Annotated in this window: 23 protein-coding genes and 1 pseudogene; 11 read left to right on the top strand and 13 right to left on the bottom strand. The window is 70.9% G+C overall.

Features of this window, described 5'->3' with window-relative positions; translation table 11 throughout:
- Positions 1 to 56 precede the first annotated feature (56 nt).
- From ACFORO_RS11505 to ACFORO_RS11495, 3 genes and pseudogenes are all read right to left on the bottom strand, one after another.
- Positions 57 to 299: pseudogene (locus ACFORO_RS11505) on the bottom strand (ion channel); the annotation flags it as partial.
- A 179-nt stretch (positions 300 to 478) separates the two neighbouring features.
- Entirely contained in the window at positions 479 to 883 is a 405-nt protein-coding gene (locus ACFORO_RS11500; RefSeq protein ID WP_377868497.1) for a PLDc N-terminal domain-containing protein, read from the bottom strand.
- Between the two features lie 102 nt (positions 884 to 985).
- A complete protein-coding gene (locus ACFORO_RS11495; RefSeq protein ID WP_377868498.1) occupies positions 986 to 3,646 on the bottom strand; it encodes a LuxR C-terminal-related transcriptional regulator in 2,661 nt (886 codons plus the stop codon).
- 118 nt (positions 3,647 to 3,764) lie between these two features.
- Between ACFORO_RS11495 and ACFORO_RS11490 the strand changes: the two genes are divergently transcribed.
- Together ACFORO_RS11490 and ACFORO_RS11485 are read left to right on the top strand one after the other, a co-directional pair.
- On the top strand, positions 3,765 to 4,091 hold the full coding sequence (locus ACFORO_RS11490) for a hypothetical protein (protein WP_377868499.1): 327 nt from the start codon (positions 3,765 to 3,767) through the stop codon (positions 4,089 to 4,091).
- 32 nt (positions 4,092 to 4,123) lie between these two features.
- Positions 4,124 to 4,360, top strand: coding sequence for a hypothetical protein (locus ACFORO_RS11485; protein ID WP_354746725.1), 237 nt, complete (start codon positions 4,124 to 4,126; stop codon positions 4,358 to 4,360).
- A 9-nt stretch (positions 4,361 to 4,369) separates the two neighbouring features.
- On the opposite strand, the gene ACFORO_RS11480 is transcribed toward ACFORO_RS11485, so the two are convergent.
- Together ACFORO_RS11480 and ACFORO_RS11475 are read right to left on the bottom strand one after the other, a co-directional pair.
- Positions 4,370 to 5,722, bottom strand: coding sequence for a DUF2252 domain-containing protein (locus tag ACFORO_RS11480; RefSeq protein ID WP_377868500.1), 1,353 nt, complete (start codon positions 5,720 to 5,722; stop codon positions 4,370 to 4,372).
- 278 nt (positions 5,723 to 6,000) lie between these two features.
- Positions 6,001 to 6,507: a DUF1269 domain-containing protein gene (locus ACFORO_RS11475; protein ID WP_377868501.1), complete on the bottom strand. Its 507-nt coding sequence runs from the start codon at positions 6,505 to 6,507 to the stop codon at positions 6,001 to 6,003.
- Between the two features lie 196 nt (positions 6,508 to 6,703).
- On the opposite strand from ACFORO_RS11475, the gene ACFORO_RS11470 reads away from it, so the two are divergent.
- Entirely contained in the window at positions 6,704 to 7,165 is a 462-nt protein-coding gene (locus ACFORO_RS11470) for a DUF7144 family membrane protein (RefSeq protein WP_377868502.1), read from the top strand.
- Between the two features lie 98 nt (positions 7,166 to 7,263).
- Positions 7,264 to 9,801 (top strand): LuxR C-terminal-related transcriptional regulator, encoded by a 2,538-nt coding sequence (locus tag ACFORO_RS11465; protein ID WP_377896546.1) that lies wholly within the window; start codon positions 7,264 to 7,266, stop codon positions 9,799 to 9,801.
- 6 nt (positions 9,802 to 9,807) lie between these two features.
- Here the strand turns inward: ACFORO_RS11465 and ACFORO_RS11460 are convergent, their stop codons facing one another.
- Positions 9,808 to 10,962: an AI-2E family transporter gene (locus tag ACFORO_RS11460; RefSeq protein WP_377868505.1), complete on the bottom strand. Its 1,155-nt coding sequence runs from the start codon at positions 10,960 to 10,962 to the stop codon at positions 9,808 to 9,810.
- Positions 10,963 to 11,277: 315 nt separating this feature from the next.
- Here ACFORO_RS11460 and ACFORO_RS11455 point away from each other — a divergent pair, with 315 nt between their 5' ends.
- The gene (locus ACFORO_RS11455; protein WP_377868506.1) at positions 11,278 to 11,874 is read left to right on the top strand and encodes a DUF6461 domain-containing protein; all 597 of its coding nucleotides are present in this window, start codon (positions 11,278 to 11,280) and stop codon (positions 11,872 to 11,874) included.
- Between the two features lie 117 nt (positions 11,875 to 11,991).
- Here ACFORO_RS11455 and pqqB read toward each other — a convergent pair whose 3' ends face one another.
- The 5 genes from pqqB to pqqA form a co-directional block, all read right to left on the bottom strand.
- Entirely contained in the window at positions 11,992 to 12,861 is an 870-nt protein-coding gene (gene pqqB / locus ACFORO_RS11450) for a pyrroloquinoline quinone biosynthesis protein PqqB (RefSeq protein ID WP_377868507.1), read from the bottom strand.
- Complete coding sequence (gene pqqE, locus ACFORO_RS11445) at positions 12,858 to 13,931, bottom strand: pyrroloquinoline quinone biosynthesis protein PqqE (RefSeq protein ID WP_377868508.1); 1,074 nt, start codon at positions 13,929 to 13,931, stop codon at positions 12,858 to 12,860. Before pqqE ends, pqqB begins: the two co-directional genes overlap by 4 nt.
- Complete coding sequence (gene pqqD, locus ACFORO_RS11440; RefSeq protein ID WP_354735130.1) at positions 13,922 to 14,194, bottom strand: pyrroloquinoline quinone biosynthesis peptide chaperone PqqD; 273 nt, start codon at positions 14,192 to 14,194, stop codon at positions 13,922 to 13,924. The genes pqqE and pqqD overlap by 10 nt, the downstream gene beginning before the upstream one ends.
- Positions 14,195 to 14,198: 4 nt before the next feature.
- Positions 14,199 to 14,897 (bottom strand): pyrroloquinoline-quinone synthase PqqC, encoded by a 699-nt coding sequence (gene pqqC / locus ACFORO_RS11435; protein ID WP_377868509.1) that lies wholly within the window; start codon positions 14,895 to 14,897, stop codon positions 14,199 to 14,201.
- A 79-nt stretch (positions 14,898 to 14,976) separates the two neighbouring features.
- Positions 14,977 to 15,072, bottom strand: coding sequence for a pyrroloquinoline quinone precursor peptide PqqA (gene pqqA, locus ACFORO_RS11430; protein ID WP_116204359.1), 96 nt, complete (start codon positions 15,070 to 15,072; stop codon positions 14,977 to 14,979).
- A 313-nt stretch (positions 15,073 to 15,385) separates the two neighbouring features.
- Here pqqA and ACFORO_RS11425 point away from each other — a divergent pair, with 313 nt between their 5' ends.
- Positions 15,386 to 18,160, top strand: coding sequence for a glycoside hydrolase family 2 protein (locus ACFORO_RS11425; protein WP_377868510.1), 2,775 nt, complete (start codon positions 15,386 to 15,388; stop codon positions 18,158 to 18,160).
- A gap of 9 nt (positions 18,161 to 18,169) precedes the next feature.
- Here ACFORO_RS11425 and ACFORO_RS11420 read toward each other — a convergent pair whose 3' ends face one another.
- Positions 18,170 to 18,496 (bottom strand): ArsR/SmtB family transcription factor, encoded by a 327-nt coding sequence (locus ACFORO_RS11420; protein WP_354735127.1) that lies wholly within the window; start codon positions 18,494 to 18,496, stop codon positions 18,170 to 18,172.
- A gap of 94 nt (positions 18,497 to 18,590) precedes the next feature.
- Here ACFORO_RS11420 and ACFORO_RS11415 point away from each other — a divergent pair, with 94 nt between their 5' ends.
- From ACFORO_RS11415 to ACFORO_RS11395, 5 genes are all read left to right on the top strand, one after another.
- Entirely contained in the window at positions 18,591 to 19,739 is a 1,149-nt protein-coding gene (locus ACFORO_RS11415; RefSeq protein ID WP_377868511.1) for an MFS transporter, read from the top strand.
- A 163-nt stretch (positions 19,740 to 19,902) separates the two neighbouring features.
- The gene (locus tag ACFORO_RS11410; protein WP_354735125.1) at positions 19,903 to 20,604 is read left to right on the top strand and encodes an IclR family transcriptional regulator; all 702 of its coding nucleotides are present in this window, start codon (positions 19,903 to 19,905) and stop codon (positions 20,602 to 20,604) included.
- A 95-nt stretch (positions 20,605 to 20,699) separates the two neighbouring features.
- Positions 20,700 to 22,316 (top strand): thiamine pyrophosphate-dependent enzyme, encoded by a 1,617-nt coding sequence (locus tag ACFORO_RS11405; RefSeq protein WP_377868512.1) that lies wholly within the window; start codon positions 20,700 to 20,702, stop codon positions 22,314 to 22,316.
- Complete coding sequence (locus tag ACFORO_RS11400) at positions 22,313 to 23,773, top strand: aldehyde dehydrogenase family protein (protein ID WP_377868513.1); 1,461 nt, start codon at positions 22,313 to 22,315, stop codon at positions 23,771 to 23,773. Before ACFORO_RS11405 ends, ACFORO_RS11400 begins: the two co-directional genes overlap by 4 nt.
- 55 nt (positions 23,774 to 23,828) lie before the next feature.
- On the top strand, positions 23,829 to 25,085 hold the full coding sequence (locus ACFORO_RS11395) for an MFS transporter (protein WP_377868514.1): 1,257 nt from the start codon (positions 23,829 to 23,831) through the stop codon (positions 25,083 to 25,085).
- 1 nt (position 25,086) lies between these two features.
- Here ACFORO_RS11395 and ACFORO_RS11390 read toward each other — a convergent pair whose 3' ends face one another.
- Positions 25,087 to 26,367 carry an ABC transporter ATP-binding protein gene (locus tag ACFORO_RS11390; protein ID WP_377868515.1) on the bottom strand — a complete coding sequence of 427 codons (1,281 nt, stop codon included), beginning with the start codon at positions 26,365 to 26,367 and terminating at the stop codon, positions 25,087 to 25,089.
- Positions 26,368 to 26,371: the final 4 nt, after the last annotated feature.

Below are 26,371 nucleotides of genomic sequence, written 5' to 3'. Positions count from 1 at the left end.
ACCGCGGCCACGATCACCCGCAGCACCACGCCGAGCACGACCAGATCGGCGACCATCTGGAGGGTCACCAGCACCCGGGCTGTCGCGGAAACCGGGGCGATGTCGCCGAATCCGACCGAGCTGAACACCGTGACCGTGAAGTACAGCGCGTCCGTGCGCGTCAGGCCGGTGGCGAAGGAACCGGGACGGTCGTGGCCGAGCACGTAGTAGCCGTCGGCGAACAGCAGCAGGAACAACGGGACCACGAGGGCCAGCGCCTGGACGCCCTGTCCGGCCGGGAACGGCGAGCGCAGGATCATCCGCACCTCGCCGACGACCAGCAGCACCACGAGCGCGAGCCCGGCGACCAGCACGGCCAAGGTCCAGGGCCGCACCGGCTGGCCGACCGGGAGCAGGTAATAGAGGCAGACCAGCGCGGTGACCGTGAGCAGCGGACGGAGCACCGCGAGCTGGACGAACCGCCACCGCCGCGCCGCGGTCACGGCGCGAGCGCCTTCCGCATCAGGGTCTGGTACTCCGTGTCGTTGATGACGCCGTCGTCCAGCAGTCGCCGGGCTTCGGCGATCTGCGCCGCACTCGTAGTGTCCGATGTGGACACTGAACGCACATAGCCGGCGAAGCGCCGTTCCGCGGCTGCTTCCCGGACGCGCCGCCGGTCGTGCAGGCGGCGGCCCTCGATGCCGAGGTAGAGCAGGACGCCGACGACCGGCAGCACGAGCATCAGCAGGGTCCAGCCCGCTTTGGCCCAGCCGGAGGCGTCGGAGCGGCGGTAGAGGTCGCCGATGGCCACGAACAGCAGGCCGAACCAGGCGACCCAGCAGAAGAACACCAGCATCGTCGCCATCACGTTCAAGAACGGGTACTCCGCGCTCGCCAGGGTCATGACTTCTCCTCGCCGTCGTTCGGGGGCCGGACGGGCCCGTTGCCCGCCCACCCGACCGGATCGCGGACGCGCCCGCCTCGCCCGCCGCGGGTGGGGCGGGCGCTATCCGGCGAAGTCGGGGACCTCGGCGTCGAGCAGCCCGCGTTCCCGCGCGATCGCGACCGCTTCCCGGCGGCTGCGGACGGCGAGCTTCGCGTAGATCCCGCGGACGTGGGTCTTGACGGTGTTGGGCGAGACGGTCAGGTCTTCGGCGATCTCGTCGATCGACCGCTGGGTCGGCAGCAGGCGCAGGACGCCGCGCTCGCGTTCGGTCAGCGGCTCCGGCATCGGCGGGGTGCGCAACCCGCGCCGCACCGCGAGGATTTCCCCGGCGCACCGTTCGCCGCCGCCCAGCGCGCCGAGCCGGCTGGTCAGGAACCCGATGAGATCGGGCGGGGCGAAGACGAACGGGAACCGGACCCCGGCGGGTTCGGCCGCGCGCAGGGCGTCGTCGAGCAGCCGGGCCGCCCGCTCCGGCGCCCCGGCGGCCAGCGCGGCCTGCACCCCGACCAGCGTCGCCTCGACCGCCGCCCACGGGAGCGTCATGGGCGCTTCGTCCTCCGCCAGGGAACGCAGCACGGAACTCGCCCCGTGGTGCCGGCCGAGCCGCAGCTGGGTCCGGGCGCGCACGAGCAGTTCCTCGCCCGAACCGGCAAGCGCGGGCGCAGCCCAGCGAACGGCTTCCTTCGCCTGGCCGGCCGCGCCCAGCCGCAGCGCCGCGCGGTGTTCGAGGACGGCGCACAGGACCGCGTGCCGGGCCGGGCAGGACCGGCTGGTTCCGAGCCGGCGGCGGGCCCGGCGCATCCGCCGCAGGCCGGAGTGCCAGCCGCCGAGTTCGAATTCGGCCGCGCCGCGCAGGGTTTCCGCGAACAGCCGCAGGCTGCGGGCCGCCCGCGCGGGCGCGTCGCCGAGCAACTGCCCGACCCGTTTCGCGTGCGTGACGCACTCAGCGGGCTCGCCGCGCACCAGCGCTCCGTACGCCAGCAGGGCCGCTGCTTGCGCACGCTGGAACGACTGCGGCGAATCCTGGTGCGGCTGCGCGGTCCCGGCCCGGCGGGCGAGCCGGTCCATCGCCGGGTAATCGCCGTCCTGGCAGGCGATTTCGGCGAGCGCGGCGAGGCAATGCGCGACCGTGAACTCCTGCCCGAGTTCTTCCGCCGCGGCGAGGAGGTGCTCCAGGGATCGCCGGGCTTCTTCGCGCTCGCCGCGAATTGCGAGTGCACCGGCCCGGTGCGCGGCCGCGAGGCCGGCTAACGCGGTGGCGAGTCCTTCGTCGATCTGCTCCGCCGCGCGCCCAGCATGCGCAGGGGTGCGGTCGAGTTGGGCGAGCCGGGACTGCGCCAGTTGCCGCAGGACGGTCAGCTCCGCTGTCGGCTGGTCCGGCCACGCGGCGTCCGCCCAGGCGAGCTGGAGGCAGGCCGCTGAGGTCTCGGCGGCCTCGAGACTCAGCGCCGCCGAGATCAGCGCCGCCAGGGGATCGGCCGCGACCCGCCGGTCTTCCACCGCGGCGAGCGCCAGGCGCAGGACCTGGTGTTCGCCAGCGAGGAACAGCGAAACGGCGTGCGTGCGCAGCAGTTCGCCGACCTGGCCGGGATCGCCCGCGTGGACGCTGTGCAGCAAGGCGGCCGCAGGCCGGTCGTGGTCGGCGAACCAGCGAGCAGCCGTCGCGTGCAGAGTCCGCGCGCGGTCCGGAGCGCGCCGCTGCAGTTCCGCACGCAGATAGGTACGCAGCAACGGCGTGACGCGGCGGTGCGGCGGACTGCCGCCGGAGTCGACCGCCCGGACGGACGGCCCGCTCAGCTCGTGGAGCATCGCCTCCGCGTCGGCCCGCCCGCACAGCACCGGAGCGAGCCCCGGCGGGATGTCGTCGCAGACGCTGATCGTCCGCAGCAGTTCCCGCTGCGCCGCCGAAAGCGGGGCGAGGACCTCGTCGGTCAGATAGGCGAGCGTGGCGCTGTCGCGGCCGGTGTCGAAGTCCCACAAGCTGCCGTGCCGGGCCGCGGACGCCGCCGCGAGACGCAGCCCGACCGGCCAGCCCCCGGTCCGGTCGACCAGCGGCGCGACCTCGTGCCGGGGGATCGCCGCGTCCGCGGTGGCGAACAGCGTTTCCGCCTCCCCGGCGGTGAACCGCAGCCGCTCGGCTCCGATTTCGACGAGCCGGTCCGCGAGCCGCGCCCGGCCCAGCGGCAGCGGGGGTTCCCGGCGGCTCGAAATCGCGAGGCACAGTCCCGCGGGCTGGTGGCGCATCAGCGTCCGCAACCCGCGCCACGGCTCGGGCGAGGTGATCTCGTGCGCGCTGTCGAGCACGAGCACGACGGGTTCGCTCAGCGCGTCGAGCGCGTCGGCGAGCTCGGCCAGGAACGCGAGATCGGTGCTCGGAGACTCGGGCACCGCCAGGAACCGCACCGGATCGCCGTCCGGGAACCGGCCGCTGCGGCTGAGCGCTTCGAGGACCGCGGACCAGAAAAGCCGGTCGTCGTTGTCGTCGGCGTCCGCGGACAGCCAGGCGACCGCCCCTCGTCCCCGGCGGCGCGCCCAGTCGGCCAGCAGCACGGTCTTGCCGAACCCGGCGGGGGCCCCGACGAACACGATGGCGGCCTCGGCCGCGCGGTCGAGGACAGCGAGCAGCCGCGGCCGCGACACGAGGTCCGCGGGCGGGCCGGGAACGGCGACTTTGGTTCTCGGCACTTGTCTTCGGAGCGAGACGTCGGGGCGTCGGCGCATGCGCAATTCTCCTTCGCGGTCGGTTCCGGGCGATTCCGGCGGATTTTGCCAGGCACGGAGAGCGGCTCATCCGCTGCGGGCGAGGAAAACGGCGTCCGGCGGCAGAATCGTGGGGCGGGTGAAAATACGCGGGAATTCCTCGGGCGGTCGGCCGCGATTCGCCTGCACGCAGTTCTTCTGGCTCGGGCCGGGCGAGGTCGTGGTGCTCGACCTGGTGCGGACGGGCTCGGTCAGCGCCGGGACAGCGGTGCTCGGGCTGACCGTGGCGCTCGCCTCGCTGGTCTCGCCCGCCCGGATCCGGGCGGGCATCCGCGCCGCCGCGGACCTGGTCGCACGGCTGGTCTTCCTGCCGCCGCACGGCTGGTCGGCGTTCGTGGTGCTGCTCGATCTGGCTGTCGTCGGCTTCGCGTGGCACGCGTCCGGGCGGGACGGGGGCCGCCGGTGAGCGCGCCCGCCGTCCCGGGTATCCGAGCGCGCGTGAATTACGTTTTCCGCGGCTGTGGCGCCATTCCGGGAGGAGCCGCCGAAAGCGCGGCCGATTTCCGGGACGTGCTCGTGGTCCCCGTTCCGCCGGAAACGATTGTGTTCGGCACCGTCGCCGATCCCGGCGACCTTCCGCGAATCCTGCGCCGGCTCGAATCGCTCGGGATGCACGTCGAATCCGTCCATCGGGTCCGCGAACTCCCCCGGACGGAGCACCGCGCGCTCGGGTGAGGCGGTCCGTCACGACCCGGCCGCCGCGACGCGGCCGAGCCGGATCGCCCGCCGCAGCGCGGCGTGGTCGCGTTCGTTCTGGTCGGCGCAGGCGATCGAGAATTCCCGGACGGCCTCGGCGAAACCCGATCCGGAGCCGAGGTACGCGGCGATCGCGAGCGCGTCGCCGGTGCGCGCGTGCGCCTTGGCCACCGTCCAGCCGCACAGCCGGGCGTTGGCCCGCAGGACGTCCGGGGTCATCGTCGCGATGTCGCCGCAACTTCGGTCGTGGCGCAGCCGGCGGACGTGGAAGTCGCGGGCCGGACCGTCGAAACCGGGGGAGCGGGCCCAGCCGAGGAAGACGTCGCCCGCCGCTTGGATCAGCCGTTGCCCGGTGACCACCCGCCTTCCGGGACTGTCCAGCGTGGAGGCGCCGGTGCACTCTTGCAACACTGACGGCCGGGCTTCCTTCAGCTGCAGGAGAAGCGGGTCTCCGGTGTCCGTCCGGACGAGCAGGGCGACCCAGCATCGGGCGCCGGAGCCGGCCGGGCCCGGCACTGTGCGCGCGGCGTCGGCCAGCCGGTAACGGTCCAGCATGGCCCGTCGCGCGGGGCCGAGTGTGCGCCGGTAGCGCCTGAGCACGGAGCAGAGGCGATCGGCGAGTGTCTCCGGATCGCTGTCCCCGCCGATGCGGCCAGCCGCGAGCGCCCATGGCGCGCGGGCGGCGAGCTTCACCGCGCCGTCGCGGATTTCGGTGTGCCGGAACGGGTCGGCGGCGCGTCGACCGGCGGGGCCGAGGCGATGTGCCGCGACCGTGCGCAGCGTCCTGGGGTCCGGAGGGGCGAAGAAGAGCTCGAGCGGGGTGCGGCGCGCGAAGTCGTGCATGGCCAGCCGGTACGACTCGACCGCGGCCAGCACCGTGCGCCTTCGCTGCGCGGCGGGGTGCCCGATCTCCCGGCCGGTGACCTCGAAGCTCGCGGCGAGCCGTTTGACGTCCCATTCCCAGGGCGCGCGCAGGGTCTCGTCGAAATCGGCGAAGTCGAAGACCAGCCGGCGGCCCTGCGCGGCGAACAGGCCGAAATTGGCCAGCTGGGCGTCTCCGCAGGCCTGGACCGCGAATCCGGTCCGCGGCGTGGCGGCGAGGTCCGCCGCGGCGGGCAGCGCGGCGCCGCGGAAGTACGCGAGCGGCGAGGCGGCCAGCCGGGTGTAGCGCAGGGGCAGCAGTTCCGGGACCCGGCCGGAATCCTGGCGCGCCAGCAGGGCGAGGGGATCGGCGCGCAGGACGGTGCTCGGGAACTCCGCGTGGCGGGCGGCGGGCACGGTGAGGCGCGCGGCACGGGCGCGGGCGATCCGCACGGTGGTGTCCTTGTCGGTGAAGGGCATGGCACGGATCCTCGGCCCGGCGACCGGACGGCGGCGTCGCCCGCCGGGGGTGAAGCGAGGTCATCCGAGGCGGGTGACGACGAAACGCGGGTGCGCCCGCAGAGTGGCGGTGGAGGTGCGGTCCGCCTCCGGCGGGAGACCGCGGCGACGTTCGGGGGCGCCGCCGCGGTCTCGCTTGCGCCGCAACGGCGTTCGCCCGTGCTGCCGAGCACAATGGACCGAACGGACGCGAGCGGGCCCTCGCCGAACTGTTCGGCGGGGGCCCGTTCGCGTGCGGGTTAGAGCTGCTCGTGCTCCGGGGATTCCCCGAAAGCGGCGCGCAGCCGGGCTTCCTCCTCGTCGGACAGATTGGTCGTCAGCAGCGAGGCTCCGGTTTCCTTGAACGGCTCGGCGACCCGGTCCAGCACCGCGTTGTCCGACATGACGAACAGCGCCGACGTGCCGGGCGTGACCTGGGTCCGGACGGTGTCGACGAACTCCTCGTCGATCCCGACGTGCCGCAGCGATCCGGTCAGCGCGCCGATCGCCGCGCCGACGGCCGCGCCCAGCAGCGGGACGAGGAAGATCAGGCCGAACAGCAGGCCCCAGAACGTCCCGCCCAGCGCGCCGGCCCCGGCCAGCGAGCCGAGTTCCTTGGTCTTCGGCTTCTTCCGGCCATCGGGCCAGCTCACGCGCGCCGCGTCGGTGATCGAGATCAGCTGCTGCTTCTGCAGCCGCTGAAGCAGATCCAGTGCGTTATCCGCGCCGTCGACGGTCGGGAACCTCCATACGGTCAACGTGGCCATGACGTCTCCTCGCTCCGGGATCGGTGGTCCGCCGCACTGTTTCCCGTCCCGGCGGCCGCGGCTTCGCCCGCCCCGGGTGAAAGCCCGGGACGCCGCGAGCCCCTGATCTCACCTGGCGCGGGCGAGGCCGGGCGGCGCGGGGGCCGACCATGATCGCCCGGGTCCGCAGCCCGTCGACGAACGAGGAAGAGAACCCATGACCGAACGCATGCACCCGCCCGCCGGAAACGTCGGAGCCCGGCCGCCGTTCCCGCCGGAGCGGGCCGTCTCCCGGCCGCGCCGGGCCGGCTGGATCTGGTTCGCCGGGACGATCACCGTCCTCGCCGGACTCTTCACCGCGGTGGAGGGCCTGGTCGCGCTGGTCGACCGGCACTACTACGCGGTCGGCCCGTCCGGCCTGCTCGTCTTCTCCCTGACCGGCTGGGGCTGGGTCCACCTGATCGTCGGCGTCCTCGTGGTGCTGACCGGGATCGCGCTGTTCACCGGCGCGCAGTGGGCCCGGGTCTGCACCGTCGCGCTCGCCGGCTTCAACGCGTTGGCGCAATTGGCCTTCCTGTCCGCGTACCCGTTCTGGGGCGCGATCGTGATCGCTCTCGACGTCCTGGTGATCTGGGCCGTCATCGTGCACGGCGACGAGGCGGCCGCCGAAATCTGGTGACCCGGCGGCCCGGTTCCCGGTGCTCAGTACAGTCGTGGCCCCCGCCCGTCGACCGCGGGAGCCGGGGGCGCACTCTCCCGACAGCCGAGAGGTCCGACGTGCCCGCTCGAACGACGACCCGGTCCCGGCCGGTCCCCGGTGCGAAGGTCGCGGTGCCGCGCCTGCCGGGGATCTTCGTCCCCCGTCCCCGGCTGGACGTGCTGTTCTCCCGCGCCGCCGTGCGGCCGGTCACCGTGGTCCGGGCCCCGGCCGGGGCGGGCAAGACCACGGCGCTGGCCGCCTGGGCCGGGGTCGGCCGCGCGGCGGCCTGGGTGTCGCTCGACGAGGACGACAACGACGAGAGCCGGCTGTGGGGGGCGATTCTCGACGCGTTGCGGCGGGATTGCGCGGAGGACAGCGCGCTGCACCGGTTGCGCCCGCCGCCGCCCGGGCGGCGGCGGGCGTTCCTGGCCGACCTCGACGACGTGCTCGCCGGGCAGAACGGGCCGGTGCGGCTGATCCTGGACGACCTGCAGGAGATCCGCCGCCCGGAGCCGCTGGAAGCGCTCGCGGCACTGGCCCGCCACCTGCCGCCCGCGCTGCGCCTGGTGCTGTCCACCCGGGTCGAGCCGCCGCTGCGGCTGGTCCGGCTGCAGTTCGAAGACGTGCTGTCCCGGGTGGACGCGGCCGAACTCCGGTTCACCGCCGCGGAGACGGGGAGCCTGCTGCGGGCCGCCGGAGCTTCGGTGGACGACGAGTGCGTCCGGGAGCTCACCGAACGCACCGCGGGCTGGGCCGCGGCGCTCGGCTGGACGGCGGTTTCGGTGCGCGGGGCGGAGGACGCCGCGGTCGACTCCGTCACCGGCGACGATCGTGCCGTGGCGCGGTTCTTCTCCGACGAAGTGCTCGCACACCTGCCCTCGGCGACGACGGATCTGTTGCTGTGCCTCAGCATCTGTGACGCGGTCTCGGCGACCCTCGCGGTCCGTTTGTCCGGCCGTCGAGACGCGGGCGCGCGATTGGACGAACTCGAGCGCTCGTGGGGCCTGGTCACGCGCACACCGGCCGACACCTATCAGTTCTTCCCGCTCCTGCGCGGCTTCCTGCAAGCCGAACTGGCGCGGCGGGACCCATCGCGGGTGTCGCGGCTGCACGGGATCGCCGCGCGGTGGCACGCTGGCGAAGGACGGTTCGGGGAGGCGCTCGGGCACGCGGTCGCCGGACAGGACCGGGAGTACGTCCTGGTGCTGGCCCGGGAGCGAGCCGTGCGTCAGGTGCTTGCCGGAGACGGGGGACCGGTGCGTGCGGCGCTCGATTTCCTCGGCAGCGCGACGGTCGCCGCGAACCCGTCGCTGCGGTTGGCGTCCGCGCTCGAGAACATCCAGGGCGGACGGCTCGCCGAAGCGGAGTCCGACCTCGGCGAGGAGGGCGGTGGCGACTGGTGGCCGCTCGCCGTCCGGCACCTGGCCGCGATCAAGGGAAACCGCTTGGCCGGAGCAGAACCTCCCGCAACGCGGCACCCGGCGTTCGACGCCTGGTCCCATCTCGATCGCGCGTGGCGTTCGCTGCACCGAGGCGCGCGCCGCCACGCGGGCACACAGGCGCAGGAGGCGTTGCGCCTGGCGAGCGGCGAACGGCTGGACCACCTCGTGCTGCACAGCAGGCTCGCACTGGCGGTCGCCAGCGCTGTCGGCGGGAAGCACCCCACGATGCGCCGAGCGTGCACCGGGGCGCTCGCGGTCGCACGTCGACACGAGTGGCAACGCGCTCCGGGAGTCGCCGAGTGCCGTCTATTGCTGGCCTACGACGAACTGATGCGCGCTGAACCGGCTGCTGCGGCTCGGGAACTGGCCCAGGCGACCGCTGTGCCTGGTTCAGCGCCGTTGCTGGTGCCGTTGCGTGAGTTCTTCGAAGGCGTCGCACGTTTCGACGACGGGGGCCGGACGGCGGGTTCTCAACTCATGCGCGCAGCGCGTCGGCAGCTCGCGGGTTTGGACCTGCCCCGGGAACTCGTCGGGGTGTGCGCGATCGCCGAGCAACACGCCGCGCTCGCTCTCGGCGAAGCGCTGCACGCGACAGAAGTCCTTGCCTGGGCCCAGGAACAGCTGTCGGGCAGCGGCGAACTGGCTGTCTTGCGGATCCGCGCCCACCTCGCCGCGGACGAAACCGGGGCGGCCGAAGCCGTGCTGTGCGAAACGGCGTCGGCGATCGCGCTGCTGCCCGCCACCCCGGTCGACCGCTGCCTGGCCGAAACCGCGCTCGGCCTGCGCTCGCACCGCCGGACCAAAGCCCTCCAAGCCCTCGACCAGGCTCTCGCGATCGCCCGGCCGAACGGGCTGGTGCGGCCGTTCGCACTCGCCGAGCCGCCGGTCCGGGACCTGCTGATCGGGCACTCCGGCGGCTTCGGCTCGCTCGACCGCTTCGCGCAGACTGTCCGCGGCAGGCTCGTCCCGCACGCTCCGCCCAGCGACCTGACCGATCGGGAGCAGGTGGTGCTGCAGCGCTTGCCGTCGCAGCGTTCGCTGGACGAGATCGCGTCCGACCTCACCGTCTCGGTCAACACGGTGAAAACCCACGTGCGGGCCATCTACGGCAAGCTCGGCGTGAACAACCGGCGCTCGGCCGTGGTCGTCGCCCGGCGGCACGGCCTGACCTGACGCCGGTCAGCCGTCGTCGCGGCGCGGAGCCGACAACAGAGCCTCCGCCCAGCGGGCCCGCGGATCGACGTCCACCAGCAGCGCCTTGGCCAGCAGCGTGGCCGGCACGGCGAGGACCGCGCCGAGCGGGCCGAGCAGCCAGGTCCAGAACACCAGCGCCAGCACGGTGACCACAGTGGACAGTCCGACCGAGCCCGCCACGAACCGGGGCTGGATCAGCGACTGCACCACGAAATTCAGCACGAGGTAGACGGCGAGCACGATGGTCAAGCCGCGCCAGCCGTGGTCGAGAAGCGCGATCACCGCGGGCGGTGCCACCCCGATCACGAACCCGACATTGGGGATATAGTTGGTGACAAAGGAAAGCAATCCCCACAGTATCGCACCCGGAACGCCGATCAGCGCCAGCGCGGCTGTGTCGAGCGCCGCCACGAGGCCGCCGAACACCGTTGTCACGAGCAGATACCGCCGCGTGCCCGTGACGAACCCGCGCAATGCCGCGGAAATCCACGGCCGGTCGCGGGCGATGCGGCGGAGGCGTTGGCCCGCCCAGGCCGTTTCCGCGCTCAGGAACAGCAAAAGGCCGAAGAGGAACGCGAGATTCGTGACCAGCTTGCCCGCGCTCGCGAGCAGCGAACCGGCCAGCTGGACAAGTTTTCCGGTGTCGACGGAGGAAAGCATGCCGCGCACCTGCGCCTCGCCGATCCCGAGCGTGGCCAGCCCATGGTGCAGCAGTTCGTCGACCCGCCCGGCGTAGCTGGGGGCCAGCGCGGACAACTGCGCGACAGACACCACTACGACGAGGAAGAAGACCAGCAGGACCGCGTAGACGGCGACAACCAGCACCGTGACGGTCAGCCAGCGCGGCAATCCCTTGCCCCGCAACCAGGTTCGCACCGGATCGAGGGTGATGACCACGACCAGCGCGAGAAACACCGGCGCGACGAGCCAGGCGATGGCTCGCACCCCGGCGAGCACGACCGTCGCGGAGGCCGCGCCGAGCAGCACGATGAGCGCACGGGGGAGTGAGGTTTTGTTCGCTTCGCACTCGGGCAGGACCGGTTGCGTTCTCTCGGCTCTTGGGTCAGCGACGGTGTGCTGTGCCCGCCTGGACTTGCGGAACCGGCGAGCCGGGAAATCGGTGAACGATGCTCGCACCATGCGAATCCCTCCCGAAGCAGGCGGCGGATCTCACTGAGGTTCCCAGTAGCGCGCCGGGGTCTCGCGCCGCGCGGCTGGCCTGGTGCGCGATGCGGAGGTCCGTGAGGGGAACCCTGAAGGAATCAGAGTCCCTCAGGGTTCCCCTCACGGACCTTCGCGGCAACGCAAGCCACGCCCCGCACTACTGAGAAAACCCCACTGTGGCCGGGAGTGCGGGCCCGGTCTTCACCCGGTGCGGGCGGGTTGTGCTTGCCCGCGTGCGTTTTTTGTCGGTGGTCCCTGCGACCATGTCCTTGACCGACCGAGGAGGGCACGATGACGGACCTGTTGACAGAACTGACTTGGCTGGAGACCTACGGACCGCTGAACGACATCTTCTGCGTTTCCTTCCTGCGCGGGCTAGATCCGCCAGAAGTATTACGACGCTTCGGAGCCGCCTCCGGCGAGCGGCTGGCTTTCGCCGACCTGAACAGCCTGGTGTCGGAATACGTGGAACAAACCCAAGGCGGCAGCGGCGGCGGGTATGTCGGCGTGGCGCCGTCCGGGGAGTGGAGCGTGGCGATCGAGCCGTGGGGCTGGCAGGGGAATCTGCCGGAAGTGATTGGCGGACTGTCGAAGGGAAGCGAGGTCGTGGCGATCAACCGGCACGACTACGCCGAGGCCCACTTCGTACACGCGGTGGACGGCACGGTGCTCGGAGGCTTCCTCCCACGCCTGCCGAGCGAGCGGTACGGCAGCGACCCGGAGCGATTGACGCCATGGATGTGCGAGGCCGGACTGGATCCGGAACAGGACGAACGCCCGCCGAACCCGATCGCGGCGGCGTTCGCGGTGGCGGCCAGGATGACCGGAGTGACGTTCACCCCGGAGTTCCTTGAGCGGCCGTTGCTGGTAGGGGACATTCGGACCTAGCCGATGCGGGTCTGCGCAGTGGCCGGATGGCAGCCGGGAGCTGAGTCGGCGGCCGAGGCCGGGTGACGGCGACGATTGCGGTGGAAGGCCTTGCCTGTGTTTGCTCGAGCGCCGCTCTCAGAGGGTGAACTCGGCTCCGTCCACCGGCAATTCCGCGCCAGCCCCCGCCACCGCGACGTGCTCCGGGCCAGTCGGGTCGACGACGGGGTTCGTGTTGTTCAGATGGGTGTAAGCCCACCGCGTGGCACCCGGTCGGTTGGTGATCATCGGCAGCGTAGCGGTGATCGGCACGTGGCCCATCGCCTGCTGGGCGGCTGGGTTGGCACCGTCCACAGCGGCAGTGAACTCGCTGCCGCTGTGGAAGGTGCCGTCCAGCAGGACGAGGCTCGCGCCGTCGGTGAACGCGTCGAAGCCCGGCGGCCAGGTGCGCAGGCACGGCGCGTAGACGAGCGTGCCGCCGGTGGTTGGGTCGTGGATGCGGTAAGCCACGACCCACGGACCGGGGTGCGTGGAGGTGCGGGCGTATTTCGGTTGCTTGTCGCTGATGGGGAGGGAGGTGATCACCAAGCCGTCGAGAGTGGTTTCCGTGACAGGGTGCCAGTTCCAGGCGTGGTACTCGCTGATGATGGTGCGGGCCGGGAAGTGTTCGGTCAGCGCGTGCAAGGCCGCGGCGGGGGCGTGGACGGTGAGAGCTCCAGCCTCGCGGAGCATGAGCAGGCCGAGGGTGTGGTCCAGTTCGGCGTCGGTGAGCAGGACCGTGCGCAGCGGCGTCTCGCGCGGGCCCGGTCCGGCGCGCAGGGCTGGGGTCGCCAGGATCTGGGCGCGGATGTCGGGCGAGGCGTTGAGGAGGTGCCACACGCGGCCGTCCGCGCTGAAGGCGACGCTGTCCTGCGTACGCGGGGGAGAATCGGAGGTGCAGTAAGAGCAGGCGCAGTTCCATTGTGGACACCCGCCGCCAGCAGCGGTGCCTAGGAGGACGACCTTCATCGGGCCGGGCCACGCATAATCAGGTCCGGAGTGGACGGTGCGGCGAGGATCAGGTCGACGGTGCCGCGGTTCGGCGAGCGGGAGCAGACGGGGTCGGTGTTGGCCGCGTCGCCGGTGAGGTGGAACGCTTGACAGCGGCAGCCGCCGAAGTCGGTGGTGCGGCGGTCGCAGGTGCGGCACGGCTCGCTCATCCACTCTTCGCCGCGGTAGGCGTTGAAGGACTCCGAGCGGTACCAGATGTCGGCAAGGGCGGTGTCGCGGACGTTGTCGAGGGCGAGCGTGGTGATCGCGCTCGCGGCGGGGCAGGGGAGCACGGTGCCGTCGGGGGCGATCGTCAACTGCCGCGCGCCCCAGCCGTGCATGCACGGTTTCGGGAACGGCTCGTAGTAGTCGGCGACGACGTAGATGATTTCCATCGTGCCGCGCAGGCGCTCCACCGCTGAGCGGACCACGGGTTCGGCGGCGGCGAGTTGCGCGCGCGTGGGCATCAGGGCGTCGCGGTTGCGCAGCGCCCAGCCGTAGTACTGGGTGTTCGCCAGTTCGAGGCGGTCCGCGCCCAGTGACTCGGCCAGGGCGATGATTTCCGCCAGCTGGTCGTGGTTTTGCCGGTGCAGCACCACGTTGACGGTCAGCGGCAGGCCCGACGCTTTCACCAGCTCGGCCGCGGCCAGTTTGAGGTGGAAGGCCTTCGCACCGGCGAGCAGGTTCGCGCGGTCGGGAGTGGCGGCTTGCGCGGAAAGCTGGACGTGCGCCAAGCCCCGTTCGACGAGGTCGTTCAGCCGTGGCTCGGTCAGGCCGAGGCCGGACGTAACCAGGTTGACGTAGCAGCCGAGACCGCTCGCATGCGTGACCAGCTGGGGAAGATCCGGGCGCGCCAGCGGTTCCCCGCCGGACAGATGAACCTGCAGCACCCCCAGCTCCCGGGCCTGCGAGAGCGCGTCCGTCCAGTCCGCGGTGGACATTTCCGCGGCTCGGCCCACGAGCTCCAGGGGATTCGAACAGTAGGAGCAGTGCAGGGGACACCGGTGCGTCAGCTCCGCGAGCAACCCCAGCGGTGCGGTCACGTCCATTCGATCACCCGCCGTTGTCCGAACCGGGTCAGCACCGCGAGGACGTCACTCTCCTGGACGCCTTGGTACCGGCTGTTCAAGAGACCGATGATGCCGGAGACCGGCGTGGCGCCGTCGCAGAGTTCGAGGACTGCGGTGGCGGTGGAGTTCGGCACGAGCACGCCTTCCGGGAACAACAGCACGTGCACCCCGCGCACGTGATCGAACGTCAGGCGCACGCCGACGCGCAGCTTCGGCACCGACGCGGCGGTGATGGTGTCCATCGGCTCACTCCTTGGCCGCGGCGCGTTCGACGGCGTCGAGCATCGACCACAGGACGTCGCACTTGAACGACAGCGCGGCCACCGCCTTCTCCTGCTGCTCGCGGGTGACGCAGTGGCGCACCACAATGTCCAAAGTGTCCTTGCCCTCGCCGGAAACCTTGTCGATCCGGTTCGTGAAATACGCCAGGTCCGCGCGGGAGATCCACGAGTAGTTCGCCAGCACGTCGGCCACCCGTTGCTGCATCAGGTGCCCGGCGAACATCTCGGTCAGGCCGGAGGCGACGGCTTCGACCCACGGTTTGGTGCGCGCGAAGGTCACGTAGGCGTCGACAGCGAACCGGACACCGGGGGAGACGTGCCGTTCGTCGAGAACCTCAGCGCGGTCGAGACCGACGGCGGCGCACAGCCGCAGCCAGCGTTCGGCTCCGCCCTCGCCTTCGACCGCGCCGTCGTGGTAAATGATCCGGTCGAGCCAGACGCGCCGGATTTCCGGGAGCGGGCAGTTGCTGATGACGGCGGCGTCTTTTTGCGGCAGCTGGCATTGGTAGTACCAGCGATTCGCGGCCCACAGTTTCAGTTCGTGCTCGGCCAGTTCGCCGGCGTGCATCCGCTGGTGGAACGGGTGGCTGCCCCAGTACCGGTGGGCGAGCCCGCGCAGGGCTCCGGTGAATTCCGCCGGGCTCATCGGGTGCACAGTGGACATTCGCATACTCCGGGATTCACTGAGCGGTACGGTTTTCCGGACGGACGGGACCGCGAGAGAACCGGCCCCGTCCGGCGGGTCACTCCTCCCGGCGGGCCGCGTAGGCGGTGACCTCCATCGGCGTTTCGTACTCGACGAAGTCGGGCGCGGTCCACATTTCGGCGGTTTCGGGCATGAGGAAACTCGCTTTCCTTCGGTGGTGCACCGGTGAGCGGGGCAGGCGTCCCGCCGCGAACGCCGTCACCCTAAAAGCGCAAGGCGGCCGGTCGCCAGAGGCGCGGGCCGATTTCCGGCCGACTTTGTAAATATTCCTTCCGATGGCGCAGCGACGGTCACTCTCGGGCGTCGGCGCCCCTTGTCCGCCCGACAGATTCCCCGCCGGCGCGCGACAACCTCCTGATGCCGCTTGACATCGGACCCGCGGGCAACCGAATAATAGGGTTCAAGCGCGGTTGACAACGTTGTCAGTGAGAGGCTTCGGGAGCGACGTGACCCAGGTGAATCGCAGGCGTTTCCTGTCCGGCGGAATGGCTGTCGCAGGCGGCGGCGTGCTCGGCGCGTTCGGACTGTCCGGTACCGCCGGGGCAGCTCCGGACGCCCGGCCGTCCCAAGCGAGCGGCGGCGAAATCGGCAGCGGATGGACCTTCGCCGCGGCGGACGGCACTACCGCGGGCAGCGCGCTGTCCAGCGCCCAGAACATCGCCGGTCTGAAGCCGGCCATAGTCCCCGGAACGCCGCTCACGAGCATGATCGCCAACGGCGAGTATCCCGACCCGCTGTACGGCCACATCGTGACCGACACTGTCCCGGACACCCTCAAGGACACCGCCTACTGGTACCGGGTCGCGTTCCGTGTGCCGAAACTCGTTCCCGGCCAGCGGTTCTGGCTGCAGTTCGACGGAATCAACTACCTGGGAACGGTCTGGCTCAACGGCGTCAAGCTGGGCACGGTCGAAGGCGCGTTCAAGCGCGCAGTCTTCGAAGCCACCGACATCATCGCGAAGTCGACCGGGACGGCCTGGCTGGCGGTGCTGGTCGGAAAACTCGACTACACTGACCCGCCCGCGTTGCCGAGCTACACCAGCGGCGTGACACGAGGCGGCCGCAACGGCGGCCCGACCGGAATCACGCTGAAGAACGGCCCGACTTTCTTCTGCACCGCTGGCTGGGACTGGCTGCCCACCATTCCCGACCGAGACCTGGGAATCTGGCAACCAGTCACCTGGCGCACCACCGGCCCCGTCCGGCTGGCCGACGTACAAGTCACCTCCACGCTGTCGCAGGACTTGCACACGGCGGATATCGCAGTCGAACTAGCCCTGGACAGCGCCGGCGCGAAGTCCGCAGTGGTGAAGGGATCGCTAGCCGGAAGAGAGTTCCGGCGAACGGTCGACGTTCCCGCCGGCGCGTCATCGATCACGCTGACGTCGAAAGACCTCGCCTGCCTGCGGTTGAATCAACCGAAACTATGGTGGCCCAACGGCTACGGCGACCCGTACCGCTACCGGCTGGCCGTCAGCATCGAGTCCGGCGGCCAGGTCCACGACGAACGAACGGTGGACTTCGGAATCCGGCGGATCGAGTACACGACCCCCATGCGCTCGCCGTCCGGCGCGGTGGCCAACTGCCTGGCGATCACCGTGAACAACCAGCCGATCCTGGTGATGGGCGGAAACTGGGGACTGGACGAAGCCCTCAAGCGAATCCCGGGGGAGCGGCTGCGGGCACAGGTGCGCCTGCACCGCGACGCCAACCTCAACCTGATTCGAAACTGGAACGGCCAGAGCAGCACCGAAGAGTTCTTCGCCGCCTGTGACGAGTACGGCATCCTGGTCTGGCAGGACTTCTTCTGCTCGACCGAAGGCCCGCCCGCGGAAAATACGGTTCGCGACCTGGCGAACATCCGCGACTGCATCGTGCGGTTCCGCAACCACCCGTCAATCCTCCTCTGGTGCGGCGGCAACGAGGGCCCGCCCCCGCAACCGCTGATCGACGGCCTGGACGCGCTGGTCGCCGACCTGGACCCGCAACGCGTCGCGCTGACCAGCTCCGCGGGAGACACCGGCGCGAACCCGATCGACGGCTACCGATCCGGCGGCCCGTACCACTGGGTGCCGCCCGCCAAGCACTTTTCCCTCAACGACGGCACGCAATGGCCGCCGTTCCACAACGAGGTCGGCTCGTACTCGATCCCGACCCTGGAGTTCCTGCGGAAGATGCTGCCGGAGTCGTCGTGGGAGCACCCCGACGACTTCTGGGCGGACCGCGACGTGAACGGCAACGGGGGCAACGGCGGCGGCGCGGGCTATCTCCGCTTGACGGCCGAACGGTACGGAGAAGTGCGGAACCTGCCGGACTTCGCCCGCAAGTCGCAGCTGATGAACTACGAATGCATCAAGGCGATTTACGAGGCCCCCGTGGCGAATATGCGCAGCGCCGGGCCTTACCCGCGCACCGGAGTCATCATGTGGATGACCAACCCCGCGCAACCGAGCTTCGTCTGGCAAATGTACAGCCACGATTTGGAGGCACATTCGTCGTACTACGCAGTCCAGCACGCCTGTCGGCGGATCAACGTGGTGCTGGACGCGAAATCTTTCGACGTCGTGGTAGCGAACCACGGCCGATCGGCGGTCCGGGGCCGGGTTGAGGTCACGCTCTACGGGCTGGACGGCGTCGAGGTCAGCCGCGACTCATTCGAAGCGGACGCAGGGACTTCTGACCGAACTGTGGTCGGGAGCATCGCGTCGCGGTTGAAGGATGTTCCGTCGGAGATTGTCTTTGTTCGGATGGTGCTCAAGGACTCTCGAGGCTCGGAGATTGTCCGAAACTTCTATTGGGCGGAGAACCCCGCGAGGGCGGCAGGATTCGCCGGACTGGACGAGATGCCCGCGGCGGCTGTCTCGGTGATCGCCGGAGTTTCAAGGGGACCGGACGGCGCCGAGGTGGCTGTCGATGTGCGCAACGTCGGGGAATCCATGGCGTTGATGGTGCATTTGCAGGTGTACGACGTTCGGACCGGCGAACGGGTTTTGCCAGCTACGTTCAGCGACAACTATCTGAATCTGGTCGCCGGAGAAGCGACAACCGTGAGAGTTGAGCTGGACAGTGAGCAGGCTCGGCAGCATCCGAAGCTCGGAGTGCGGATCGACGGATGGAAGATCGACCAGCGAGCGTCCCGATTGCGAGGGCGCGGCGCGGCGGTGACGTTCAACAACCAGGCGTTGGACACCCATCCCGCAGTACCCACGTTCGGACGCTGAGCCGAAGCGTCACCCGCGCTCAGGAGCAGCGAGAATCGCCTCCAGCAACCCGGGAAACCGCCCCTCCACCTCGTCCGTGCGAACATGCACGATCCGCCGCCGCCCCTCGGTGACAGTCCGGGTCAACCCAGCCTCCCGAAGAACCCGGTAATGATGCGAGATCGTCGGATTGCTCAACCCCAGCCCGGCCTTCTCCACCAACGTCGCACAGTCGACCGGCCCCCCGGCCTGATACATCGCCCGCAAAATGGTCCGCCTCCCGGGATCGGCGAGAGCACCGAGGATCACCGTCAAGTCGAACGACTCGACCACCGGCTCAGGCAACGTCCGCGACACGGGCGGGTCTCCTCCCACACTTTGACCGTCATCGAATCATAGTCTACGGTCCACCAATGTGACGATTCGACAAGTATCGAACGGTGTGCGCCTGGTGATCCTGGCCGTGGGCACGTTCGTCCTGGGGGCAGACGGATTCGTACTCCCCGGCCTGCTCGCGGACATCTCCCGAGACCTGTCGGTGAGCGTGGCGACAGCAGGCCAGCTCACCACAGTCTTCGCGGTCTCCTACGCCATCGGCTCCCCAGTGATCGCAACACTCGCGGGCCGGGCAGACCGCAGGCTGGTCATCGGAACAGGAATGGCAGCGTTCCTCGTCGGCATGGTCCTGCAAGCAGCAGGCCCAACCTTCAGCACTGTCCTGGCAGGCCGAGTAATCGCAGCACTGGGAGCAGCCGCATTCCAGGCCAACGCCTTCGCGGTAGCAGGCGTACTGGCCCCACCGGAACGACGAGCGAGAGCATTCGCAGTGATCGGCGCGGGCTCCAGTCTCACCGCGGTCCTAGGAGTTCCGCTGGGCCTCCTGATCGGCCAGACCTGGGGCTGGCGCGGCACGCTCTGGACGATCGCGGCGCTGGCCGCGGTCGCGGCGGCACTGGCCGCACTATTCGTCCCCTCGATGACCCTGCCCGCCACAACGATGCGCGACCGGCTGGCGGTACTGGTCAATCCCCGAATCCTCACCCTGCTGGCAGTGAGCGCCCTGATCCTGGCCCCGTCCTTCCTGCTGCTGGCATACGCCTCCGCGGTAATCGGCGTCAGCTCCCCGGGCAACGCGACCGCGATCCTGCTCGCCCTCCTGGCCAACGGAGCAGGCTTCTTCCTGGGCAACAGACTCGTCGGCCGGATCACCGATCGATTCGCTCCATTGCGAGTGATCGCGACAGGCCTGGGAGTCGCAGCGGCAGCCGCGGCATCGCTGTCGATAGTCGAGCGATGGTTCGCCCCAACCCTCGCCGTACTGTTCCTGCTCGGAATCCTGGGCTCGATCCTGTTCATCCCGCAGCAGACCCGGGTCTACGCGGCAGGCGGAGACGCGGCAGCAGTAGCACTGAGCCTCAACGGCTCCATGAACTACGCAGGAACCGCGATCGGCGCAGGGCTCGGCGGGCTGGTGCTAGCGAACGCCGGAGCAAGTTGGCTAGGCCCCGCCGCAGCACTCCTGGCAGTCCTGGTACTAGCGGTCACCTTGGCTACCGCCCCCGAGCGACAGGAGCCGAAGCTGACCGGCGCGGCGCCGTGAACGTCCAGTGTGGACAGACCGAAGAACGGCGGGTTGCCGTGTCCGCGGTACTGGCGGATGATGGGCGGCCAGTCCCCGTCCCGCTCCACCGCAGCCCCGGAGGCACGCGATCGCCGGCAACGCCGCCGAACCCGGGCGCACGGTCCTCAGCCGCGCGTTCGCGGTGCTGGATTCCTTCCTGTCCGGCCGACCCGAGCAGACTCACGGCGAGATCACCCGGGCGACCGGGCTCGCGCCCGCCACGGTGCATCGCCTGCTGGCCGAGCTGACCGGCTGGGGTGCGCTGGAGCGCACCGGCCGAGGCCGGTACCGGATCGGGCTTCGGCTGTGGCAGCTCGGGGCGCAGGCTCCGGGCGGGCGCGAGCTGCGGGACGTCGCGCTGCCGTTCCTGCAGGACCTGCTCCAGGTGACCCACGAGGTCGTCCACCTGGTGGTCCTCGACGGGGACCGCGCGCTGTATCTGGAAAAGCTCGAGGCGCATCCGGACGTCGTCGTCACCTCGCGGGTCGGCTTGCGGCTGCCGTTGCACGCGGCGGGTCCGGGCAAGGTGCTGCTCGCGCACGCGCCGCCGGAATGCCTCGAAGGCGTGCTGACCACCGGGCTGGAGCGGCGGGCCAGCGGGACGATCACGGATCCGGCGCGGCTGCGCCAAGTGCTCGCGGAGGTGCGGCTGCAGGGATTCTGCATCTCCCGCAACGAAATGACCGAGGGCGCGTCGTCGGTCGCGGCTCCGGTGCGCGGGCCGGGCGACCAGGTCGTGGCGGCGATTTCCGTGGTGGTGCCGAGTTGCACGCCGAATCTGTCACCGCTCGTGCCGGTGGTCCGGATGGCGGCGCTGGGGGTCACACGGGCATTGCAAGGCTGAGGAACTTTTCCGCTGAGTGGAAGAGGGGCTGGGCGTCCCGGAACCGAGCCGGGAGACTCCGGACCCACCCGCTCGCACTGCCCGAGGAGAAGTCCGTGAGCCCTGCCCCGACCGTTCGCGACGCCGCGTTCGATGTGCTGCGCCGGTTCGGCGCCACGACGGTGTTCGCCAATCCCGGGTCGACCGAGATCGCGCTGCTCACCGACCTGCCCGACGACCTCGAGTTCGTGCTGGCGCTGCACGAGGGTTCGGTGGTCGGGATGGCGACCGGCTGGGCGCTCGCGAACGACCGGCCCGCGGTCGCGATCCTGCACACCACCGCGGGGCTTGGGAACGCCGTCGGCGCGCTCGCGACGGCCCGGGTCAACCGCGCGCCGCTGGTCGTGCTCGTCGGGCAGCAGGACCGCCGGCACCTCGCGCTGGAGCCGTTCCTCACCGGCCACCGGCTGGACGACCTGGCCCGCCCCGCGCCGGTGTGGATCGCGGAACCGCCGCGCGCGCAGGACGTTCCGGGCGCGCTGGCCCGCGCCTGGCACGAGGCGCGCGAACACCGCGGCCCGGCGCTGGTGATCGTGCCGATGGACGACTGGTCGGAGCCGGCGGCCGCGGACGAGCCGCTGCCCGCCCCGGCCAAGCTGATCCGCGCGAACGCCGCCGAGCCCGCCGTGCTGGCCGAGCTGGCGGAATTCCTCGGTACCGCAAGCAATCCGGTGCTCGTGGCGGGTGCCGGTGCGGACGACGCGGAGTCGTGGCGCGGGCTGACCGCGCTCGCCGAGAAGCTCGCCTGCCCGGTGTGGCAGGAGGCGTTCGGCGCCCGTGCCGGATTCCCGCAGGACCACCCGCAGTTCGCCGGGCATCTGCCGCCGGGCCGGGAAGAACTGCGGAAAGCGTTGTCCGGCCACGACGCGGTGCTCTCGGTCGGCGCGCCGGTTTTCCGGCAGTACCCCCGGGAACCGGGACAGCTGACCGAGCCGGACACGCGCATCGCGGTGGTCACCGACGATCCGAACGAGGCGCACCGGAGTCCGGTCGACCTTGCCGTGCTGGCGCGGCCGTCGTCGGTGTGCGGTCCGTTGGCTGAGCTGATCCCGGCGCGGGAAGCGGGCACGGAGAAGATCGGCCGGACCGTCGAATTGCCTGGTGCGCCGGAGGACGGCGCGCCGCTGGCACCGGAGCACGTGTTCGGGCTGCTCGCGCGCCAGTTGCCCAAGGACACGGTGCTGGTCGAGGAATCTCCGTCGAGCCGCCCGTTGCTGCACGCGTACGTCCCGGCACGCGAACCGCTCGGATTCCTCAGCGCGGCCATGGGCGGCCTCGGATTCGGTATTCCGGCGGCGATCGGGCTGCGGATGGGCGGCCTGAAGCGGCCGGTGGTGGCGGTGATCGGGGACGGCTCGTCGCTGTACTCGATCCAGGCGCTGTGGAGCGCCGCGCATTACGGCGCCGGCGTTCTCGTGATCGTGCTGTCCAACGGCGGTTACGCGATCATGGACAAACTCGCCGTGCGGCACGGAGAACGGACGGCCGGGGGCGGCAAGGCGCCGTGGCCCGGGTTCGACGAGGTCAGCGTGAGCGGGCTCGCGAAGTCGCTCGGCTGCCCGGCGCGGCGCGCGGAAACCTACGAGGAACTGGAGTCAGTGGTGAACGAGGTGCTGCCGACCCTGGCCGCGCGCACGGAGCCGCTGGTGCTGGAAGTGGCGGTGAAGGCATGACATTGCTCGGCAACGACTGGCAGGGCCGGATCTTCTCCGGCGGCTGGATCCCCGGCGCCGGCGGCGAATACGACGCGGTCGAGCCAGCTACCGGGGCGACGCTGGCCCGGGTCGGCGCGGCGGCTCCCGAGGACGTCGCCAAGGCAGCGGCGACCGCGCGGGAAGCACAGCGGGAGTGGGCCGCTCGGCCGTACGACCAGCGGGCGCGCGTGTTGCGCCAGGCGGCGCGGCTCTTCGAGGACCACGGCGACGAGATCGACGAGTGGCTCATCCGGGAATCCGGTGCTACGCGGGGGTTCGCGCAGTTCCAGACCCGCGCGGTCGCGGCGGAGGAATGCCACGAAGCCGCCGCGCTGGCCGCCCATCCGTACGGGGAACTCTTGCGTTCCAGCCAGCCTCGGCTGTCGATGGCGCGCCGCGTTCCGGCCGGAGTGGTCGGCGTGATCTCGCCGTTCAACGCGCCGATCATCCTGTCCGTCCGCGCGATCGCGCCCGCTTTGGCGCTCGGCAACGCGGTGCTGGCGAAGCCCGACCCGCGCACCGCGGTGTGCGGCGGCGTCGTGCTGGCCCGGGTCTTCGAGGAAGCCGGTCTGCCGGAAGGCCTGTTCCACCTGCTGCCCGGCGGCGCGGACGTCGGTGCGGCGCTAGTCGAGGACCCGCTGGTGCGCGTGATCGCGTTCACCGGTTCGACGAACGCGGGCCGCCGGATCGCCGCCGCGGCGGGGGAGCGGCTCAAGCGCGTGCACCTCGAACTCGGCGGCAACTCGGCGCTGGTCGTGCTCGCGGACGCGGACGTCGAGCAGGCCGCGGCGGTCGGCGCGTTCGGTTCGTTCAACCACTCCGGGCAGATCTGCATGGCGACCGGACGGCACCTGGTCGCCGCGGAAATCGCCGACGACTACGCGGCCGCGCTCGCGGAGCACGCGGCCAAGCTGACCGTCGGAAACCCGGCGAACGGCGACGTCGCGCTCGGTCCGCTCATCGACGCGGGGCAGCGCGACCGCGTGCACTCGGTGGTCACCGGCAGCGCCGAGGCCGGGGCGAAGATCGCCACCGGCGGCACCTACGAGGACCTCTTCTACCGCCCGACCGTCCTCACCGACGTCCCGCTCGGCGCGCCCGCCTACGCCCAGGAGGTGTTCGGCCCGGTCGCCCCGGTCGTGCCGTTCTCCACAGTGGACGAAGCGGTCCGCCTGGCCGGCGGTACCGAATACGGGCTGTCGCTGGGCATCCTGACCCGGGACGCCGCGCGGGGGCTGGCGCTGGCCGAGCGGATCCCGTCCGGTCTGGTGCACATCAACGACCAGACGGTCAACGACGAGGCCCTCGCGCCGTTCGGCGGGGTGGGGGATTCGGGAACCGGCTCCCGGCACGGCGGCGCGCAGGCCAACCTGGAGGCGTTCACCGAAACCCAGTGGGTCACCGTGCGCGGCGACCTTCCGCAGTACCCGTTCTGAACTCGTTTTAACCGAAGCATCCGCCCAGGTCCCCTCCGACGACGCAGGTGATGACATGACGGTCTCGACTGATCCCCGGGCGCGCCACGCCCGCTGGGTGGCCCCGCTGTGCTGGACGGCGGTGGCGCTCGAAGGCTTCGACCTGGTGGTGCTGGGCGTCGTGCTGCCCGCGCTGCTCAAGGACAAAGCGTGGGGGCTCGACCCCAACACTGCGTCGCTGATCTCCGCGGTCGGGCTGCTCGGCGTGGCGGTCGGCGCGTTCGCGATCGGTCCGCTCAGCGACCTGTTCGGCCGCCGCGGGATGATGCTGCTGACGGTGGTCAGCTTCTCGGTCTGCACGCTGCTCTGCGCGTTCGCGAACGGGCCGTGGCTGTTCGGCGTGCTGCGGTTCCTGGCCGGGCTCGGGCTCGGCGGCGTGCTGCCGACCGCGCTGGCGCTGATCACCGAGTACGCGCGGATCGGCCGCGGCGGCAGCGCGACCACCGTGCTGATGACCGGCTACCACGTCGGCGCGGTGCTCACCGCGCTGCTGGGAATCCTGGTGCTGCAACGGTTCGGCTGGCAGTGGATGTTCGTCATCGGAGCCGCGCCCGCGCTGATCCTGGTGCCGCTCATGGTGAAGTTCCTGCCCGAGTCGAAGGCGCTGGAACGGGCGAAGGAGGCCCGGCGGAACCGCAACCCGCTCGGCGTCCTGTTCCGGCACGGCTACGGGCGCGCGACGATCGCGTTCTGGGTGACGTCGTTCATGGGGCTGCTGCTGGTGTACGGCCTGAACACGTGGCTGCCGCAGATCATGCGCGCGGCGGGCTACGAACTCGGCGCGGCGCTGGCGCTGCTGCTGGTCCTGAACGTCGGCGCGGTCCTCGGCCTGCTGGTCGGCGGCCGCGTGGCGGACAAGATCGGCTACCGCCGTTCCGCCATCGTCTGGTTCGCCGCGGCCGCGGTGTTCCTGGCGCTGCTGAGCATCAAACTGCCCGGGGCGAGCGTGTACGTCGGGGTGCTGCTGGCAGGGATCTTCACCTTCAGTTCGCAGGTGCTGGTCTACGTCTACATCGCCCGCGTGTACCCCGCCGAAGCCCGCGGCACCGGGCTCGGCGCGGCGAGCGGGATCGGCCGGTTCGGCGCGATGTCCGGGCCGCTGGTGACGGGGCTGCTGCTGTCGGCGGGGCTGGCGTATCCGTGGGGCTTCTACCTGTTCGCGGTGGTGGCGGTGATCGGCGCGCTCGCGATCGCGCTGGTGAACCGGGATCCGGCACCGGACGCTCCGGCGGACAGCCCGGTGCCGGACGCGGTTCCGGCCCCGGAGAGCTGAGTCATTCGGCGGTCGTCTGGGCGATCCGGTCGCTGTCGGTGTCGTAGTCGAACAGTTCCGCGTACCGGCCCCAGTCGATCGCCGTGTCCAGCTGGTGCCGGGCGTCGGCGGCGGAGAAGCCGCGGCGGAGGAGGTCGAGGAAGAACTCCGCGCGCAGCGTGCCGTCCGAACTGGCGGTGAGCGCGTTGACGATCGTGCGCACCAGCGGTGCCCGGTCGCGGACCTGACCGGCGAAGATCTTCTTGCTGGTCTGGATGTCCGCGGTGGTGAAGGCGGTGCCGACCGGCGTCAGGTGCAGGTCTCCGCCCGCCACGAAGAGGAGGTCGAGCAGGGCGGCGGCGTCCACGAGCGGCAGCAGGTCGTCGACCTCGAAGCTCAGTTCGGCGGCGAGATCCGGCAGATCGGCGTGTCCGCCGCGGGCGTGCACGAGTTCGACCAGACCGGCGAGCCCGCCGACCGACGCCCGCGGCAACGGTCGTGCGGTGGGCGTCGCCTGCGCGGGTTCGACGGCTGCCGGGTCGCGGCCGGTGAGCAAGTCGTAGAGCCGGTCGACCAGTGCGGCGAACGCGGGGGATTTGCGGTCGCGCGGCCGGGCCAGGTCGACCTCCACTTCCGCGCGCAGGTTCCCGGGGTTCGAGCCGAGGACGAGCACGCGGTCGGCGAGCAGCACCGCCTCCTCGATGTTGTGCGTGACGATGCAGACCGCCTTGGTCGGGAAATCGTCGCGCTGCCACAGGCTCATCAGCTCGGTGCGCAGGTTCTCCGCGGTCAGCACGTCGAGCGCGGAGAACGGTTCGTCCATCAGCAGCACGTCCGGTTCGAGCACGAGCGCGCGGGCGAAGCCGACGCGCTGGCGCATTCCGCCGGAAAGCTCCTTGGGATAAGCGGATTCGAAACCGTCGAGGCCGATCAGGTCGATCGCCCGCAGCGCGCGGTCGCGGCGGGCTCTCGGCGGGATCCCGCGCGCGGCGAGGCCGAGTTCGACGTTGTCCTGCACGGTCAGCCACGGCATCAGCGCGAAGGTCTGGAACACCATCGCGGTGCCCGGATTGGCTCCGTCAAGTTCGTCGCCGCGATAGCGCACGGTGCCGCGCGTCGGGCCGATCAGCCCGGCGATCGTGCGCAGCAGCGTCGATTTCCCGGAGCCGGACCGGCCGAGCAGCGCGACGATCTCGCCCGCGCGCAGGTTGAGGGTGATGTCGTCGAGGACGCGCAGTTCGTCGCCCGCCGAACCGGGGAAGCTTTTGCTGACCTGCTCGACGGACACGAGGACTTCGGACATGAGG

This window comes from Amycolatopsis halotolerans (genome assembly GCF_042647905.1).
Classification (GTDB): domain Bacteria; phylum Actinomycetota; class Actinomycetes; order Mycobacteriales; family Pseudonocardiaceae; genus Amycolatopsis; species Amycolatopsis halotolerans.
The sequence above is the reverse complement of the archived record's forward strand: the minus strand, read 5'-3'. Positions and strand labels throughout refer to the sequence as shown.

Coding starts and splice junctions, on each gene's coding strand:
- ACFORO_RS11395 (WP_377868514.1), top strand. CDS start 23,829: ATGACGGTCTCGACTGATCCCCGGGCGCGCCACGCCCGCTGGGTGGCC.
- ACFORO_RS11500 (WP_377868497.1), bottom strand. CDS start 883: ATGACCCTGGCGAGCGCGGAGTACCCGTTCTTGAACGTGATGGCGACG.
- pqqA (WP_116204359.1), bottom strand. CDS start 15,072: ATGCCCGAAACCGCCGAAATGTGGACCGCGCCCGACTTCGTCGAGTAC.
- ACFORO_RS11475 (WP_377868501.1), bottom strand. CDS start 6,507: ATGGCCACGTTGACCGTATGGAGGTTCCCGACCGTCGACGGCGCGGAT.
- ACFORO_RS11460 (WP_377868505.1), bottom strand. CDS start 10,962: ATGGTGCGAGCATCGTTCACCGATTTCCCGGCTCGCCGGTTCCGCAAG.
- pqqD (WP_354735130.1), bottom strand. CDS start 14,194: ATGGACACCATCACCGCCGCGTCGGTGCCGAAGCTGCGCGTCGGCGTG.
- ACFORO_RS11495 (WP_377868498.1), bottom strand. CDS start 3,646: ATGCGCCGACGCCCCGACGTCTCGCTCCGAAGACAAGTGCCGAGAACC.
- ACFORO_RS11400 (WP_377868513.1), top strand. CDS start 22,313: ATGACATTGCTCGGCAACGACTGGCAGGGCCGGATCTTCTCCGGCGGC.
- ACFORO_RS11455 (WP_377868506.1), top strand. CDS start 11,278: ATGACGGACCTGTTGACAGAACTGACTTGGCTGGAGACCTACGGACCG.
- ACFORO_RS11470 (WP_377868502.1), top strand. CDS start 6,704: ATGACCGAACGCATGCACCCGCCCGCCGGAAACGTCGGAGCCCGGCCG.
- pqqC (WP_377868509.1), bottom strand. CDS start 14,897: ATGTCCACTGTGCACCCGATGAGCCCGGCGGAATTCACCGGAGCCCTG.
- ACFORO_RS11480 (WP_377868500.1), bottom strand. CDS start 5,722: ATGCCCTTCACCGACAAGGACACCACCGTGCGGATCGCCCGCGCCCGT.
- pqqB (WP_377868507.1), bottom strand. CDS start 12,861: ATGAAGGTCGTCCTCCTAGGCACCGCTGCTGGCGGCGGGTGTCCACAA.
- ACFORO_RS11390 (WP_377868515.1), bottom strand. CDS start 26,367: ATGTCCGAAGTCCTCGTGTCCGTCGAGCAGGTCAGCAAAAGCTTCCCC.
- pqqE (WP_377868508.1), bottom strand. CDS start 13,931: ATGGACGTGACCGCACCGCTGGGGTTGCTCGCGGAGCTGACGCACCGG.